The 17,714-nt window shown below is 65.1% G+C and carries 8 protein-coding genes; 5 read left to right on the plus strand and 3 right to left on the minus strand.

Going from position 1 to position 17,714, the window contains the following annotated elements; all coding sequences use genetic code 11:
• Nucleotides 1-18: 18 nt before the first annotated feature.
• The 5 genes from WMO64_RS05475 (at nt 19) to WMO64_RS05495 (ending at nt 6,705) form a co-directional block, all read left to right on the plus strand.
• Nucleotides 19-1,083 carry a galactose/methyl galactoside ABC transporter permease MglC gene (locus tag WMO64_RS05475; protein WP_349231279.1) on the plus strand — a complete coding sequence of 355 codons (1,065 nt, stop codon included), beginning with the start codon at nt 19-21 and terminating at the stop codon, nt 1,081-1,083.
• Nucleotides 1,084-1,267: 184 nt separating this feature from the next.
• Entirely contained in the window at nt 1,268-2,872 is a 1,605-nt protein-coding gene (locus WMO64_RS05480) for a response regulator (protein WP_349231280.1), read from the plus strand.
• A 20-nt stretch (nt 2,873-2,892) separates the two neighbouring features.
• Nucleotides 2,893-4,713: a sensor histidine kinase gene (locus WMO64_RS05485; protein ID WP_349231281.1), complete on the plus strand. Its 1,821-nt coding sequence runs from the start codon at nt 2,893-2,895 to the stop codon at nt 4,711-4,713.
• On the plus strand, nt 4,710-5,663 hold the full coding sequence (locus WMO64_RS05490; RefSeq protein ID WP_349231282.1) for a sugar ABC transporter substrate-binding protein: 954 nt from the start codon (nt 4,710-4,712) through the stop codon (nt 5,661-5,663). The genes WMO64_RS05485 and WMO64_RS05490 overlap by 4 nt, the downstream gene beginning before the upstream one ends.
• Complete coding sequence (locus WMO64_RS05495; RefSeq protein WP_349231283.1) at nt 5,620-6,705, plus strand: galactose ABC transporter substrate-binding protein; 1,086 nt, start codon at nt 5,620-5,622, stop codon at nt 6,703-6,705. The genes WMO64_RS05490 and WMO64_RS05495 overlap by 44 nt, the downstream gene beginning before the upstream one ends.
• Before the next feature lie 59 nt (nt 6,706-6,764).
• Here the strand turns inward: WMO64_RS05495 and WMO64_RS05500 are convergent, their stop codons facing one another.
• The 3 genes from WMO64_RS05500 to WMO64_RS05510 form a co-directional block, all read right to left on the minus strand.
• The gene (locus tag WMO64_RS05500) at nt 6,765-14,537 is read right to left on the minus strand and encodes an endo-alpha-N-acetylgalactosaminidase family protein (protein ID WP_349231284.1); all 7,773 of its coding nucleotides are present in this window, start codon (nt 14,535-14,537) and stop codon (nt 6,765-6,767) included.
• A 441-nt stretch (nt 14,538-14,978) separates the two neighbouring features.
• The gene (locus WMO64_RS05505; protein WP_349231285.1) at nt 14,979-17,192 is read right to left on the minus strand and encodes a hypothetical protein; all 2,214 of its coding nucleotides are present in this window, start codon (nt 17,190-17,192) and stop codon (nt 14,979-14,981) included.
• Nucleotides 17,185-17,664 (minus strand): RNA polymerase sigma factor, encoded by a 480-nt coding sequence (locus WMO64_RS05510; RefSeq protein WP_349231286.1) that lies wholly within the window; start codon nt 17,662-17,664, stop codon nt 17,185-17,187. Before WMO64_RS05510 ends, WMO64_RS05505 begins: the two co-directional genes overlap by 8 nt.
• Nucleotides 17,665-17,714: the final 50 nt, after the last annotated feature.

The raw sequence follows: 17,714 nt of genomic DNA on the forward strand, positions 1-17,714 counted from the left end.
AGAGGAGGAGACTGTCTTATGAGTACTGAGTCCAAGGAGCTGGCCAAAAAGGCCCAGGGCTTTTCCGCCAAGCGGGTGGGCAACGCCCTGCTGAACAACGCCCTGATCATCATCATGCTGCTGGTGGCCGTGTATGTGGCCGTCACTCAGCCGTCCTTTCTGACCCCCCGCTCCCTCATCAACCTGCTGTCCCTGACCGCCGCCTACCTGCCCGTGGCCCTGGGCATCGCCGGCTGTATCGTCCTCACCGGCACTGACCTGAGCGCCGGCCGGGCCGTGGGCATCACCGCCTGCGTGTCCGCCTCCCTGCTTCAGGCGTCCGGCGCGGCCAACAAGATGTGGCCCAACATCGGCACTCTGCCCATCCCCGTGGTCATCATTATCGCGGTTGGCCTGGGCGCCCTCATCGGCGCCTTCAACGGCTTCTTTGTGGCCAAGTTCAAGCTCCACCCCTTCATCGTCACCCTGGCCACCCAGCTTATTCTGTATACCCTTCTGCTTCTCTACGTCCAGATGGGCAACAACAACGGCATGGCCATCTCCTCTCTGGACCAGGGCTACCGCAACTTCGTGGTGGGCGATCCCCCGCTGCTGAACTTCAACGGCGGTGAGATCCAGATCCCCAACTACGTCATCTACGCGGTGCTTCTTTCGGCGCTGATGTGGTTCATCTGGAACAAGACCACCTTCGGCAAGAACATGTTCGCCCTGGGCGCCAATGAGGAGGCCGCCCGGGTGTCCGGCGTCAACGTGTTTATGACCACCATCCTGGTCTTCGCCCTGGCCGGCGCCATGTACGGCTGGGCCGGCTTCGTGGAGTCCGCCCGCGTGGCCTCCAACACCGCCAACACCGGCGTCAACTACGAGCTGGACGCCATCGCTGCCTGCGTCATCGGCGGCGTGTCCTTCGTGGGCGGCATCGGCAAGGTCAGCGGCATCATCATCGGCGTCATCATGCTCCGCCTCATCTTCGTGGCCCTGCCTCTGGTGGGCATGGACCAGAACCTCCAGTACGCCATCAAGGGCGGCATCATCCTCTTCGCCTGCGCCCTGGATATGCGCAAGTACCTGGTCAAGAAATAAGAGGAAACAATTCCAGGACCTGTTTACAGCGGCGTCCGCCCGTCAGAAGACGGACGGACGCCAGACTGTTTTTGGGTATATTCACCGATGAAAACTTGTGTTATGATCATATCTGATGAGGATAATGACCAAATTCTGGGGAAGAGCGGGGCCTGATGGGCCTGCTCGGTAAGGAGGAACTGCCATGGAGCCCTACCGTGTGCTGCTGGCGGACGACGAGGAGGAGATCCGCGCCGGTATCAGCCGGAAAATCGACTGGGCCGGCCTGGGCTTTGCGCTGGTGGGAGAGGCGGAGAACGGGGCGGAGGCCCTGGAACTGTCCGAGCAGCTCAGGCCCGACGTGGTCCTCACCGACATCAAGATGCCCTTTATGGACGGCCTGGAGCTGTGCCGCAGGCTGCGCCAGGCTCTGCCTGCGGCCAAGCTGGTGGTGTTCTCCGGGTTTGACGATTTTGAGTACGCCCGGCAGGCGGTGGGCATGGGGGTGTCGGAGTACATCATGAAGCCGGTCAACGCCCCCGAGATGGGGGAGGTGCTCACCCGCCTGCGGGAACAGCTGGACAGGCAGCGCATGGAGCGCCGGGACATGGAGACCCTGCGCCGCCGGTACGAGGAGAGCCTGCCCGTACTGCGGGAGCTGTTCTACACCCGCCTGCTGGACGGGCGGATCCGGCCCGACCAGGTGGCCGACCGGGCCGCCCGGTACGAGCTGGACATGCCGGAGGGCGCCTGGACGGCAGCCCTGACCCGGGTGGGGGGCGCAGGGGAGAGCGAGGCCCAGCGGGACGAGCTGCTGCTGCTCTCCGCCCTGGCCTTTCTGGATGAGCACTTCCAGCTGCCCGGCGCCTGTGTCCGCAGCCTGCTCTACAACGACGCGGTGGCTCTGCTGGTCCGGCTGGAGGGCCCGGAGCAGGTGTACGCCCTGACGGAGGAGATGGAGCGGCTGTGTGCGCTGGCCCGCAGCATTCTGGGCATGTCCCTCACGGTGGGCATCGGCCAGCCCTGCGCCGGGCCGGGGGAGCTGCGCCAGTCGGCCGACGGCGCCCGCTCCGCCCTGGACTACCAGGTGCTGGTGGGGGAGGAGCGGGCCATCTATATCGGCGACCTGGAGCCCGACCGGTCGGTCCGGCTGTCCTTTGGCGAGGAGGACCAGCGGGCCCTGGAGAGCGCGGTGAAGCTGGGCAGCAGGGAGCAGGTGGAGGTATTGGTGGAACAGCTGACCCACCGGGTGCGGGAGACCAGGCTCTCCCTGTCCCAGTGCCACCTGTTCTTCCTGGAGATTGTCACCGCCATGATCCGCCTGGCCCGCTCCGGCGGCGATGAGGTGGAGGAGCAGTTCAGCCGCAGCTTTACCGGCATGGTGTCCTTCTCCGACTTCCACTCCCCCGAGGAGCTGGGCCGGTGGCTGTGCGCCCGGTGCCTGAAGCTGCAGGAGCTGCTGGGCCGCCAGCGGACCGACTCGGCCTGGAAGACTGTGGAGCAGGCCAAGGCCTTTATCGCCGGAAACTACGCCGACTGCGATCTGAGCGTGGAGAGCCTGTGTGCCCATCTCCATCTGTCGGCCACCTACTTCTCCACCCTCTTCAAGCGGGAGACAGGGCAGAGCTTTACCGCCTACGTCACCGAGCTGCGGATGGGCCAGGCGGCCCGCATGCTCCAGGACACCGATGAAAAGACCTATCTGATCGCAGAAAAGACGGGGTACACAGACCCCAACTACTTCAGCTATGTGTTTAAGCGCCATTTCGGCGTCACGCCCTCCAAGTACCGGGCGGGACAGCGGGCCTGAGCAGGCGGAAAGGAGGCGTTATGGGCCACGTATTTCGGCGTGTTGCGGGGCGGCTGGCGGGCCGGTACCGGAAGATGAGTATCCAGATGGTCATCGCCCTCTCCTTCACCATTGTGGCAGTGGTGGGGGTGGTGTTCATGGGCCTGAGCCTGGTGCTGCGGTTCTCCAACGCCACCTCGGCGCTGCTGGAGGAAAACACCCAGCGGGTGCTCCACCAGGTCAACCTGAACCTGGACAGCTACCTGCGGCGGATGATGCGCATCTCCGACACCATGTACTACCGGGTCATCAAATACACCGACCTGTCGGGCGGCAGCCTGTCCGACGGCATGAATCTGCTCTACGAGGAGAACCGGGACGCCCTGGTGTCCATCGCCGTCTTTGACGGCGGCGGGGCGCTGGTGTCCGCCGCGCCTCTGTCCGGGCTGAAGAGCTCCGCGCTGCCCCAGGAGAGCGGCTGGTTCCAGGCGGCCGTGGACAAGATGGAGAATCTCCACTTCTCCGCGCCCCATGTCCAGCGGCTCTTTGACGACCCGGACTACCGGTACCGGTGGGTGGTGTCTCTGAGCCGTTACGTCCAGCTGACCCGTGGCGGCATCACCGAGAGCGGCGTGCTGCTGGTGGACATGAGCTTCGCGGGCATCGAGCAGGTGTGCCGGGATGTGGAGCTGTCCAACGGTGGATATCTCTACCTGATCGACGGGGACGGGGAGCTGATCTACCACCCCCGGCAGCAGCTGATCTACGCCGGGCTCCAGCAGGAGAACAACCAGGCGGCCGCCGCCTACCGGGACGGCACCCGCTGGGAGACCTTTGAGGGCAGCCGCAGGCAGGTCACGGTCAAGACCGTGGGCTACACCGGCTGGAAGCTGGTGGGCGTGGTACCGGCGGACAACCTGGCCGCCGGGCCCCAGCAGCCACTGCTGTTCGGACTGTCTCTGTTGCTCTTCTCCGCATTTCTGCTGGCCTTTCTCAACTTCCGCATCTCCGCCTATATCGCCGACCCGATCCGGCGGCTGGAGCAGTCCATCAAGGAGCTGGAGGCGGGAAAGGAGAACGTGGAGATCGAGGAGGCGGCGGGCTGCTATGAGGTGCGGCGGCTGAGCCACTCCATCCGCTCCATGGTGTCCACCATGCGCCACCTGATGGACGACATCATCGAGCAGGAGCGGCAGAAGCGCCGCAGCGAGCTGGAGGTACTCCAGTCCCAGATCAACCCCCATTTTCTCTACAATACCCTGGATTCGGTCATCTGGATGACCGAGGCAGGCCGGTACGACGAGGCCATCCAGATGGTCACCTCCCTGGCCCGCCTCTTCCGCATCGCTCTGAGCCGGGGCAAGAGCGTCATTCCCCTCAAGGACGAGCTGGAGCACGCCCTCCACTACATGACCATCCAGGAGATCCGGTTCAAGAAAAAATTCTCCACCCGCATCACCGCCCATCCGGGCACCGAGGGGCTGTACACCCTGAAGCTGATCGTCCAGCCCATCCTGGAGAACGCCATCTACCACGGCATGGCGGGGGCGGAGGACGACGGGCTCATCACCGTGGACGCCCGGCGGGAGGGGGATGACCTGGTCATCGACGTGGAGGACAACGGCATGGGCATGCGGCCGGAGGTGGCAGCCTCCCTGCTGGACGAGAACCGGCCGGAGATGCGCACCACCGGATCGGGTATCGGCGTGCGCAACGTCCACCGCCGCATCCGCCTTACCTTCGGCGAGGGATACGGACTGACCATTTTCAGCGAGCCGGACGAGGGCACCCGGGTGCGCCTCCGGCTTCCGGCCCTGGACGAGGAGCAGGCGGCGGCCTGCCGGAGGGAGGACGGCCTATGAAAAAGAGACGCAGAGACCTGATCCAGCTGTCCATTCTGGTGGTGCTGGGTGCGGCGGTGATCCTCTCCCTGGTGCTGCCCCAGCTGCCGGGCAGAGGACGGGAGCTGCAGCCCCTGGAGCTGTCGGTCATCTTCCGGGAGGCGGACACCGCCCTGTGGTCCAACACCCGTCTTGGCATGGAGCAGGCGGCAGGGGATCTGGGGGCGGAGCTGCGGTTTCTCACCCTGACCCGGACCGGGGACGGCGCCGAGCAGACGGAACTGCTCCGCCGGGAGGCCGACGGCGGCGCCGGCGCCCTGGTGGTGGTGCCGGCTGACCCGGAAAATCTGAAGCTTCAGCTGAGCGAGACCGTGGGCAGCTGCCCGGTGGTGAGCATTGAGTCCCCGCTGGAGGGGGCCGGGCTGGTGGTGGCCCCCGACAACGAGGCCCTGGGCCGGGAGCTGGCCGAGGCGGTGCTGGAGGACTGGAGGGGCGGCATGGTGCTGCTGCTGGACACTGCCGTCGGGAGCACCGGCGTGGCCGCCCGGCTGGACGGGGCAGAGGCGGTGCTGACGGCGGCGGGGGTGCCTGTCTTCCGACAGACCGCTGCGCCCGGGCGGCTGGCCGCCGGGCTGAGGGTGCTCTCCAGCGTACAGAAGGCGGAGGCCATCATGGCCTTTGACCCCTACGCCACGGAACAGACCATCCGGGCCGTGGAGGCCGGGGGCCTGGGCCAGCTGGTGTACGGCGTGGGGGTCAGCACCTACGTGGTGGGCGCGCTGGAGCGGGGCAGCGCCGCCGCTGTGGCCGCCTGGAGCGATTACGCCGCGGGCTATCTGGCCGCTGAGGGGGCCATCCGCCTGGCCCGGGGCGAGGCGTACACTGCGGAGGAATTGCCGTTTACCGTTGTGCGAGGGGAGGATATCTATGAGGCGGACAACCAGAAGCTGCTCTTCCCGGTCACGTCCTGACCGCCTGGCGGCGCTGGCCCTGGGGGCGGCTATGCTGCTCACATTGGCGGCGGGCTGCCGGGCCGACGGCGGCGGCAGGGACAACACCCTGCGGGTGGGGGTGGCCCTGTACACCCAGGACGACACCTTTATCTCCACAGTGGCCCAGGACCTGGAGCGGCTGGCCCGGGAGGCCGAGGGGGAGGACGGAGAGCTGAAGATCAACCTGTCCGTGGCCGACGGGCGGAGCAACCAGACCACCCAGATGGACCAGGTGGACCAGTTCCTCAGCCGTGGCTGCGATGTGCTGTGCGTCAACATTGTGGACCGCACTGCCGCCGCCGTGCTCATCGACAAGGCGGAGGAGGCGGGGGTGCCCGTCATCTTCTTCAACCGCCAGCCGGTGGCGGAGGACATCCAGCGCTGGGAGCAGATCTACTACGTGGGCGCCCGGGCGGAGGAGGGCGGCACCCTCCAGGGCCAGCTGGTGCTGGAGGCGTGGCAGGCCGATCAGGCCCGCTGGGACCGGAACGGCGACGGCGTGGTCCAGTACGCCATGCTGGAGGGGGAGCCCGGCCATCAGGACGCCCTGCTGCGCACGGAATACTCGGTCAAAGCCCTCACCGACGCCGGGCTGGAGGTGGAGAAGCTGGCCAGCGACACCGCCAACTGGAACCGGGGCCAGGCGGAGGCCAAGATGAAGCAGTGGCTGGAGGAGTTTGGGGAAGAGATCGAGGTGGTGTTCTCCAACAACGACGACATGGCCCTGGGGGCCATTGACGCCATCCGGGAGGCGGGACTGGAGCCGCCCCTGGTGGTGGGGGTGGACGCCACCGCCCCGGCTCTGGAGGCGGTGGCCGCCGGCACGCTGCAGGGCACCGTCCTCAACGACGCCCAGGGCATCGCGGGAGCCATGCTGGACCTGGTGCTGGCCCTGAACAGGGGAGAGGACCCGGGGGAGGCGGTAGACCTGGAGGACGGGCACTATGTCTGGCTCCCCTACCGGCAGATTACCCGGGAAACGCTGGCGGAGGAAGGGCAGCTGCCCTTACCTGCAAACTGAAAAGGAAGAGCGCCTGCGAACTTGGTTCGCAGGCGCTCTTTTGTGCGCTGATGGGAAAATCAGATGTTCTGGCAGAAGCGGCTGAGGATGGCGGCCGCCTCGGCACGGGTGGCAGTACCGGCGGGGTCCAGCAGGTTGCCGTTCTTGCCGTTGATCAGGCCCTGGCCGTTGGCCCACTTGAGGGCGTCGGCAGCCCAGGCGCTGACAGAGGCGCTGTCGGCAAAGCCAGAGAGGTCGCCGCTGACAGTGACGTCAAGGCCCTTGTACCGGGCATAGCCGTACAGGATGACGGCCAGCTGTTCCCGGGTGATGACATCGTCAGGCCCGAAGAGGCCGGTGTCATAGCCCTTCACAATGCCGTTGGCGGAGGCCCAGGCCACAGCCTCGGAGTAATACTGTCCGGTGGGCACGTCTCCGAAGGGGGCCGCGCCGCTGACAGCGGGGGAGCCCTCCAGCCGGTAGAGGATGGTGACGATCATGCCGCGGGTGGTGAACATGTCGGGGCTGAAGGTGGTAGCGGAGGTACCGGTCATCAGGCCGGTGCTGCAGACATAGCGGATGTCGGGGTAGTACCACTCGCCCTCCTTCACGTCGGTGAAGGGGTTGACCCAGGTGAGGGCGGGGTCGTAGCCGATGACATACTTGGAGAAGTGGCCGGTGACAAAGGTGACGGTCTTGTCCACAGCGTGGTAGGTGGTCTCACAGGGGGTGGGAGCGCCGTCCTCAGCCATGTAGTAGACCACGATGCACTCCGGCTTCTGGCCGTCCTCAGCGGCGTAGGGGAGGGTGACGGAGGCCAGGCCGCCGCCCAGGTCGCTGATGGTGACAGAGCCGCTGGTCAGGGTGATCTCGTATACGGGCATGCCGTTGGCGGCCGCCTTCTGGGCGTCGGTCAGGTCGTCCTCAGACAGAAGGGAGATGGTGAGGGTGACGGACCGGCCCTCCACGGCGGAGGCGGCAGCCAGCGCGGCGGAGTCCAGCGTGATGGTGCCCAGACCGGATACGACCCGCAGGGAGGCGTCCGCGTTGGCGCTGAGGGTCTTGAGACCGTCGGTGGGGAGGGTGATCTCCACGGTGCCGGCCTGACCCTTGACCACGAACTCCACCACGGGGGCAGAGCCGTTGGACTGGGCGGCGGACAGAGCGCTGTTTACCGCCCGGTTCATGGTAAAGGTGGTGACACTGACGGCGGCAGTGCCGGCGGAGACAGCGGGCCAGAGCTGGGTGGTGACCGTGGTGGTGCCGTCGCTGGTGACCGGGCTGCCGAGCATGGGGATGGTGGACTGGGAGTCGCCGTCGTAGGACCAGCCTGCGTACAGGGTGATGGGGGCGGTCACAGGGGTATCGAAGTCGTAGCGGTTTTCACAGGCGGCCTCGGTGTACCAGCCGGTGAAGATGTAATCGGTACGGGTGGGGGCGGTGGGCTCGGCGGCCTTCTCGCCCTCCTTCACGGTCTGAGCGGCCACGTCGCTGCCGCCCTGGGAATCAAAGGTGACCACAAAGGTGTTGCCGGAGGGGACCATGGCGGCATCCAGGGCCTCGATGGCCTCCACCACGGACTTCCAGGTGGCAAGAGGCTCGCTGGCGGCCTCCGCCAGGGCGATGGCGGCGGTCAGCTCGGCGCTGGGCTGCTCCACGGCCTTGGCCTCGGCCAGCTTGGCCGCCAGCTGGGTGACGATGGCGGCGTCCATGTGGCCCTCGTTGGTGGTGCGCTTGGGGATGATCTTGCCGTAAGCGTCGGACAGAGCCTTCAGAGCGGCGTCCACCGCGGCCTGCTGGGCGGTCTCGTCCTTCAGGAGCGTCTCAGCGTCGCTGCGGGCCTTCAGGAAGGCTGCCACCTCGTTGCCGTCCACCACATCGTTCTGGGGGATGGCGGCGCAGAGGGTGTACAGCTCCTGGAGCTTGCTCTTGTCCACCAGGCTGTTCAGGGCGGCCTTGGCGTCCCGCAGGGCCTGGATCATGGCATCCACCTGGGGAACGGTGACCTGCTCGGTCTCCTTGAGGGCCTTGGCCTCGGCGATCTTGCTCTGGAAGGCGGTCCACTGCTCATCCTGCTGGTAGTAGTCGGAGGAGACGGCCTCCATCTCAGTGATGACGGCCTGGAGTCGGTCCAGATCCTCCGCCTTGGCGTAGGCCACCAGGGCGTCCTTGGCGGACTGGAGGGCGTCCTGAGCCTGCTGGAGCTGCTCCTGAGTGGGCGCGTCGGCATCCAGGACAGCCTTGGCGGCGGTCATCTTCTCGGCGAAGACGGCCCAGGTCTCGGGGGTGTAGTCCGCCTGGACCAGCGCCTCGCACTGGGTGTACAGGGCCTGGAGAGAGTCCTTGGAGGCCTCGGAGATCTCGTCCACAAAGAAGTTGTCGATGGCGTACTCAGAGATGCTGCCCGACTTGGTGATGTCCACATAGTAGTCGTCGTAGTCGCCGGTGGTGAAGGTCAGGGTGACGGGGGCGTTCTCACCCCAGTTGCCCACGGCGGAGCACACGAGGGAGCCCACCACGGCGTTGGCGGTGTCCTGGGCGGCGGCGGCCTTGTCCGACTTCACAGCCAGGGTGAAGACCTGTCCGGCGCTGCCGGCGATGTACTCCAGGCCGATGGTGTACTTGGTGTTGGGCTGGAGGCGCAGGGTGTGGGGCAGGGTGCGGAAGTAGTCGCCCGCTCTGGTCTTCAGGGAGAATCTTCCGTCAATGGTGTCGAAGGTGTAGGGCGCGTTGGTCTCGGAGAGGTGGCTGGTGTCCGACTCGGTGGACACGAAGGGGCCGTAGCCCTCGGTCACGTTCTCAAAGTCCTCGTAGAAGTAGTGGGAGCCGTAGTCGCTGGGGGTGTGCTCCACGATGCGGACGTCGTCAAAGTGGACGTAGGAATTCTCGCCGGTGCCGTTGGTGCCGGTGAGGGCCAGGGTGACGGTGCCGCTCTCGGGGGCGGTGAACTCCACCCACATCCGCTGGAGGTAGCGCTTGTACTTATCGGTGTGGTGGATGCCGTAGACCACGTTGCTCTCGGTCATGTAGTTGGTGGCCAGCTGAGTGTCGCCGTCGCTGACGGTGATGGAGGCGGTCTTGCCGCTGACCTCGGCCCACACGGAGGCCTGATAGGTCTTGCCGGGGGTCAGGCCGGTGATGGTCTGGGTGGCGGAGCCGTCCTGGCTGCCGTTCATGACCAGGTAGGTGTTCTCGTGGTCGTTGTCCCAGAACTGGGCGTTTTCCACCGTCCAGCCATAGCCGGGGGTAAAGCTGTCAAAGTCGGCGTCCTTCACCAGGCCGCCCTCGCCCCAGTTGTAGCTGGTCAGGCTGCCGGTCACATCCACATCGGCGTCGCCCTTGTAGATGACGTAGGGAGTCTTGGCGTCGGCATTGATCTTGACCTGATTGCCGTTGATGACCTCCACGGTCTTCATGTCGGTGCGGCCCTTGTCGGAGAGCTTGAACACCTTCACGCTGGTCTGGCCGGCGAAGGTGGCGGGCAGGGTCCAGGTGCTCTCGCCGCCGGAGGGGTTCCAGTGGTAGATTTTCTCCACACCCTCCACGGTGAAGGGGATGAAGATATTGTTGCCTCTGGCCACCTCGTTGCCGTCCAGGGTGATGACGTTGGTGCCGTTCTCCATCTTGGTGACCACGTTCAGCTTCTCACCCAGCACCACCTCGTTGGTGTTCTCCCACTGCATGATGGGGTACTGCACCAGGAAGCGGTTGGGCAGGACGCTGGTGAAGAAGTGCTCCAGGGAGCCGTTGTAGTCGGAGGCGCCCTGCCAGCCGTTGATGCCGGAGACACGGTTGGTACCCCGGAAGAGGCTGCTGCTGCCGAAGATGTCCTGATACTGGTTGTTGACGAACCGGATCAGGTTGCCGGCCAGGCTGTCCTGGGTCACGTGGGCGCCCACGTGGTGGGCCCACACGCTGTGCTGGTCCACGGCGCTGGGGTACTCGGTGGCCATGGCCATGCCCATGGAGTTGATCTTGCTCACCAGGGTGTACATGGGCCAGCGGGTCTTGTGGTACACGTCCACATAGATGAGGTCCAGCATGCCCTCGGTGTCCTCGTTCAGCTGGTCCAGACGGGCGGTCATGCCCTCATCGGACTTGTCCAGGGAGTCGTTCTCGTGGTTGATGAGCCGGGCCACATCGTACCAGGGCCAGCCGCCCAGGGAGGTGGCCAGACGGCCGTAGGTGGAGCTCTCGGGGTAGGTCTCGGTCTCGTTGATGTGGATACCGATGTTGGTGTTGTAGTCCTCAGACACGGACAGCAGGGTCTTGAAGTCGGTCAGACCGCCGGCCGCCTGGTTGTAGTTGGCGAAGTCGTTGTTGTTGGAGTCGTGTCCCTGGCCGTTGTAGCCCTTGATGATGACGGTCTGGGGGAAGTTGTCCAGACCCAGGGACATCTTCTTGATGTTGTCCAGGATGCGGAGGAAGGGGTACTGGGCGGCGCTGCCCACGTCCATGGCGATGGTGTTGTAGCTGCCCATGACCACCTCGTAGCCGTAGGCGTCGGAGGTCTGGCCGTCCTTCTGGCAGTCGTCGCGGCGGGCGATGGCGCCGTCCTGGTAGTCCACCTTGTTGTCCTGGTTGCGGTCGCCGGTGACGGCCACCTTCACCCAGGGCTCAGCGAACATGATCTCGTCGTCCAGGCCACGGTAGGGGAAGCCGGTGCTCCACAGGCCGGTGGTGGTGTGGTCGCCGTTGCGCATGGTCTGGTAGGAGATGCCCCGGTGGCCGTTGTAGGTCTCGTTGTTGATGCTGGCCGCCAGCTCGTTGTTGCTGATGACCACGATGGAGGCCGACTGGTACATGTCGGCTGCGGGGGCGGTGGTCAGGTCGGTGCGCACCTCGCTGGTGCTGTAATTGGCAGCCCGCAGCTCGGCCCCGGCCTGGGCGCTGGACACGGACACCAGGCTGTGGACCGGGAAGTTGATGTTGTAGAGGTGGTAGGCGCTGTCGTCGATGTTCTTCAGCTTCATCTGAAGGACGTTGTTGGTGACAGTGAACTCCACGTCAAAGGTGACGGTCTGGGTCTCAGACACGTTCACGGTCAGGTGGTAGGTGGCGGTGCTGCCGGTAAACTCGGAGGTGACCGCAGGCCTGTACTCCTTGTTGTTCAGCTCCACCACATAGTAGGGAATCTCCTGGCCGTTCAGGGTCTTGCCGTCCAGGGTGTAGCTGATGACCCGGGGGAAGCTGCTGTCCATGGTGACGGACATGCTGTCGGAGGAGATGACTTTCTCCTCACCGGTGGACTCCTCAGCCACGGGCATATCCACGGAGGTGACCTTGAAGCTGAGCAGCTCCATGGTGACGCCCTTCACAATGATGCCGGGCAGGCCGTTGCCGCCGTTGAAGCAGTCCACGGGGCCGGACCAGACCTCGTAGTTGTCCACCCACACGACGGCGTTCTTCTCCAGGAAGCGGACCCGGACCGTGTAGGGCACGGTGCGGTTGCCGAACATCTGGTTGCCGTCGTCATAGTTGGGCAGGCTCATGCTGCCGGAGTTGGAGGTGGCGGCCCAGGCGATGCCGGAGCTGGAGGTGGGGCCCATGGCCACGTAACTGGAGGTGCCGGCATACCGGGCCAGAGCGGAGAAGGAACCCGAATCGGTGGTCAGATTGAAGGTGAACTCCACGTCGCAGTTCTTCAGCTGGGGGGCGCTCTGGTCCACCAGGAAGGCGTTGGAGGCGTTGGAGATGATGAGGGCCTGCTTCTCCGCGTCATAGCGCAGGTTGGCGCTGCCGGAGAGAACGGCCATGGGGTTTTCGCCCTGGGTGGGGTCGGTGGTGAAGTCCCGGACGTAGTTGATCTGGCTGTCCTGGGGCTTGGCCTGGACCAGCACGTGGAAGGAGGCCTCAAAGCCGTCCTGGAACACAAAGGTAAAGGCGGCGCCGCCGGCTTCCTTCATCTCCTCGGTGATGAGGGAGCCCTTCAGGGTGACGGTGCTGCCGGACACGGTGTAGTCGGTGTCCTTTGCCAGCTCCTGCTCGCCCAGTTTGACGGCGGTCAGCGGGTTCTGCTCGGCGGTCTCGCCCAGACGGAGGATCATGTCGGCGGTACCCGCCTCGGCATAGGTCAGGGAGTACTCCTCAGGGCTCAGTTCCACGGCGACCCGCTGGCCCACCACGATGTTGTCCAGCTTGGCCTTGCCCTGGTTGTCGCCGGAGTCATAGCCCCAGACCACCGCGCCTACCTTGCCGGAGCCGGTGCCCGCCAGCTCGGGGATGTCCTGGGAGAAGACCCGGCTGCCGTCGATGGTCACGGTGACCTTGGTGCCGGCAAAGTCCACGCGCAGGTTCTTGGTGGCGTTCTTGGCCCAGGAGCCGGCGTCGAAGGAGGCGACCTGGGTGCCGTTCTTGGTGATCTGCCAGGAGCTGCCGATGTCGTAGACCACGCTGACATAGTTGCCGTTGTCCTGGAGGCGGAAGGCGATGCCCAGACGGCCGCCGGACAGGTTGGTCACGTCGGCCTGGAGGAAGCCGTTCTCCACCTCGGGGGAGCGGCCCACCACAAAGAGCGCCTTAGTCAGCATGCCGTCCACCTTGGACACGGTGGCGTAACCGTTGGCACCCTCGCCGTCCTGGAAGGTGACGGTGCCGTCGCCCGACTTGAGGGCCAGCTCGCCGCGCTTGGAGGCGTCGGTAAAGGTGACCAGGTAGTTGCCCTCGGCGTCGGTCTCGTCCACGGGCTCCACAGGCTCCACAGGGGGCTCCTCGGGCTCGGGCAGGGGCTCCACCTGGACGGTGCCCATCTCAATGGCGCTGACCTTGATGTGGCCACGGATGCTGTCGTCCCCGTCGCCCCACACCCGGAAGCCGATGTGGCCAGCCTCCTGGCTGATGGCGGGGTCGTCGATGGTGCCGTGGGCCACCTGGATGCCGTCCACCAGGACCTTCACGTCGGCGCCGCTGAAGACCAGCCGCAGGGTGAAGGCTTTGCCGGCCTCCACGGCATAGGAGGCGTCGGCAGTCAGGCCGCCCCACTTGTTGCCGCCGTTGCCGCACCAGCCCCATTTGCTGTCATCATAGCTGATGCCGGTGTAGTGGGTGCTGTCGGTGTACCGGTAGAGCAGGGCAAAGCGGGAGGTGGTCACAGGGGTGATGGTGGCCTGGACGTAGCCGTTGGCCAGGGCGGGGGACTGGGCGTCGTAGTAGGCGGTGTTGCCGTTGGCGCCCGTGCCCCACAGCTCCATCTCATTGTCGGCAAATGCGATGGTGCCGGTGCCGCTGTCCGCGCCCACCTGCCAGCCGCCGTGGGATTCCTCGGTAAAGGAGGAGAGGGCGTAGGGCTCCTCCACGTCGGCCTGGGTGACCCGGATCTCGGCGGCGGAGGCAAACTTGGCGCCGCCCTCATCACAGGCGTTTACAGCCACCAGCTTGATGTACTGGATGTAGTAGGGCGTAAAGGAGGCGGTCTTCCACTCGTGGTCTGCCGCCCAGTCGCCGGAGGCGATCTTTACAAACTGATCGCCGTCAGTGCTGGCCCAGATCTCATACTGGGTGATGGTACCGTTGAGCTGGTTGCCCTGCCGGGGCAGGTACCGCAGGCCGTCCACCGGGTACTCCTTGCCCAGATCCAGGGTGATCCAGTGCGTGCTCCGGTCGGAGCCGTACCAGTTGGTGTGCCAGAGTGTGCCGTCATCCCCGTCCAGAACGTTCTTGGGGATGTCGCTCTGATAGAAATCTCCGGCGGTAACGGTGATGCCGTCCACCGGGATGTCGCGGCTCTCGTCGCCCATATCGGCAGCGGCCAGGGGAGAGACCTGGGCCTCCGCTGCCGGAGCGGCGCCGGCAGGGGTCTCCACGGCCAGGGCCGGCATGCCCAGCAGAAGGCTCAGGGCCAGCAGGCCTGCCATCTATCTTCTTGCCATTCTTTTCATATACACGCTCCTTCTCTGATCAGTGTATTCCTTCCTGTGTACCCTTCGGCGGCCTCCTTTCCTGGGGGATTCCGTTCACCTTGGCACAGTATGCGCCGCCGCTCCCCACAGCGGTTTTGCATATGCCCCAAATTCCATATTGTGTTTTAAATTCAAAAGTGTGAGCAGGGAGGATTTGTGCAAAGTGAACATGGTGATCTCACGCCCAGCATATCATAAAATCTGGATGAAGTCCACTTTATCGGAGAAATCAGCAATATAGTCACAATATTCTACAAAATAAATAACGTAATCCGCGTATTTCGACATCTTGACCAGATTGCGGCGGAGAGAGAAGGGAATAACTGTGAGGAAAATAAAAAACGGCTGGAAAGCCGAAAGGCTTTCCAGCCGGAAAAAGACTGGAGCTGGAGGCAGCTATTTTGTGTTGGCGACGGAGAAGAAGTACCGCTCCGCCGAGGGGTCCAGCGCGGAGATGGCGCCGTAGCCGTCGAAGGACAGGTTGAAATTGCTCTCAGCCACGGTCAGACTGTCGCCGTGGATGACCTCCAGCTCTATGGCCTCCAGCGGCGGGCTGCCCGCAAAGGCGGGAGCGAAGTCGAAGCCATAGGGGGCGCTGGAGACCAGGTAGCCGTCCTCGTCTCTTGTTTGGGTGCAGCTGGGCGAGATGTGCTGGGTGGCCTCCAGGACCACGTGTCCGCCTGCCGGGATGGTCACGTCGTAGGTCCAGAAGAGGAACCGCATCATGCCGGAGGCGGTGGAGATCAGGTCGTCCACCCGGATAAAGGCGGCGTTTTCCGCGTAGAGGTCGGCCATCACGCCCTGATCTGGGTCGCCGTACACCGCTGTGGACAGGGCGGGACCGCAGACATAGAGGAGGATCAGGTCGCACAGGACCCGCTGCACCGTATCCTCGGTGTAGTAGACGCTGCCCTCGGGCTGGTAGTAGAAGTCCTCCACACAGCCCAGAAGCGCGTCGGAGAGGGAGAGATTCTCTTTGACAGATACCTGTCCGGTGAGCTCCGGCACTGTCTGGGCGCAAGAGCCGTCGGTGTAGCAGGTGACAGGGCCCATCTCCAGCGTGCCGCCCACCACAATGATGCGGTGGAGCGCCCGGCTGCTGTCATTGCAGGAGAAGGAGTAACGCCGGCTCAGACCGTCGCTGGAGAGGGGCTCATAGCCGTTGAAACCGTAGACAAAGACCTGGGCCTCCGGGTTGGAGAGGGTGCAGTCCACCGCCAGAGTGGCGGACCAGGGGTCGTCCAGGCTGTCCCGGACGGTCTCATAGCCCTGGCTGGGTACAATGTCGTACACCGCCACTGGCACGCCGGCCAGCATTCCCACCGGGTCGGCCTTGGCCCCGGCCAGGGCGTCGCCGCTGTCCATAGCGTTCCGGTAGTCCACCCAGGTGGTGAAGGTACCGACCCAGCTGTCGCTGGTGTCGGGGAAGAGGGCCCCGCCGATGAGGGGCGTGTTGTCCTGCTGGTAGCCGTCCAGGGTGATGGCGGGCAGGGAGGTGGAGTAGGCGGTCAGGTTGTTGGCCTGGGGGTAGCAGAGGGTGACGGTCAGAGCTCTGTCGCTGCTGTTCTCCACCACGTACCGGTCGGTCACTCGGGGCGTGGGCGTGCCACTGTCATAGTCCTGGCCGTAGAGCAGGTCGTCGGTAAAGTCCACGGTCAGCTTCCGCCAGGTCCGCAGGCCCGCGCTGTCCCCGTCCACAATGAGGGGCAGAACGGGGGGATTGTACCACTCAAAGCCCACTGTGGGCTCGGTCTGGGTGGGATATGTGATGCCGATGAGGGGGGCCTGGTCTTCCGCGCCCAGGGGTAGGTAGCACAGGTAGACCCACTGGTTGTCCTCGTCGCCCGATGCCGCGTCCCAGTCGGGGTTGCGCGCATAGAGGTCCAGCCCGGCGCCGTTGATGACCCCTTTGTGGTCCTCCCAGAAGGTGGTGCCCTCCTGGAACATGGTCTCCGCACCCTGGGGAAGGTTCTCCGCTCCGAGGGCAGTCTCAGGCAGTTCGGTTACGGCGCGCAGCTTGCTGCCGTCAAAGACGAAGAGAGCGGCAGTACAGTCCTGGCGGCCGTCTTCATGAACGGTCATGTTGGTGCACAGCAGATACCGCTGGAGGGTGGTCAGGTCGTCCCAGACGTAGAGACAGCCGCTATCGCCGTAGATGATGGTGGCCGGGTCCACCGGCTCCCTGGTCCGGTTGTCAAAGACGCACAGAATCAGATTGTCCCCACCCACGCCTGGGAGGTGGGAGGTGTAGAGCAGCACGCCCAGGGTGCAGCCGTTGCCGGCGGCGGAGTAGTACATCTCCCCGCCCCCGCCGGGATCGGGAAACTGATCTCCCAGCAGCGTACACAGCTCCTCGTTCGGTATGGTGTCGCTGGAGCCGGTAGCCACCGGAGGCGGGGTGATCTCTCCGCCGTGGTGGAGCCCCCGGAGGAGCACAGGCAGGACCACCGCCAGCGCCACCGCCAGCACCAGACAGGCGGCCAGGGAGAGCAGCCTGCCCCACCGGAAGGAGCGGGCGGTCCGCCGGCCGGGGAGGGAGGTGATCCGGCGGCGCAGGTGGTCGGGGGCGCGGAGCGCCTCCACCTCTCTGATATAATCCCGCTTATTCATCGTCAAACCCTCCTATCATCCGTTTCCGCAGGGCTTCCCGGCCCCGCCGCAGCCAGGAGAGGGCCGTGCTGGTGGTGCCGCCCATGATCTGGGCGATCTCGGCGGCGGTGTACCCCTCAAAATAGTGCAGGTAGATGGCGTTCCGGTACCGCTCGGGCAGGCGGCGCACCTCATCCAGTACGGAGCCCTCCTCCCGCTCCGGGGCGGGCAGCGTCTCGCTGAGGGCCACCTCCCGGCGGTTCCGGAACAGGTTTTTGCACCGGTTCAGGGTGCAGCGGATGAGCCAGGCCTTCAGGTGCTCCTCATCGGCGAAGCCCTTGCGGCAGGTGAGCAGCTGCTCAAAGACCTCCTGGGTCACGTCCTCCGCGTCCTCTGCCGACGGGGCGTTGTGGACCGCCACCCGGTAGACCGTGTCCATGTAGTGGTCGCAGGCGTAGGAGAACGGGCTCTCCCGCTGGAATTGTCCGGTCATAGGCTTCCTCCTCCTTTCACCCCTAACACACCTGAGCAGGTCAGATTATT

The organism is Pseudoflavonifractor intestinihominis, assembly GCF_040096055.1.
In the GTDB taxonomy this organism is placed as follows: domain Bacteria; phylum Bacillota; class Clostridia; order Oscillospirales; family Oscillospiraceae; genus Pseudoflavonifractor; species Pseudoflavonifractor intestinihominis.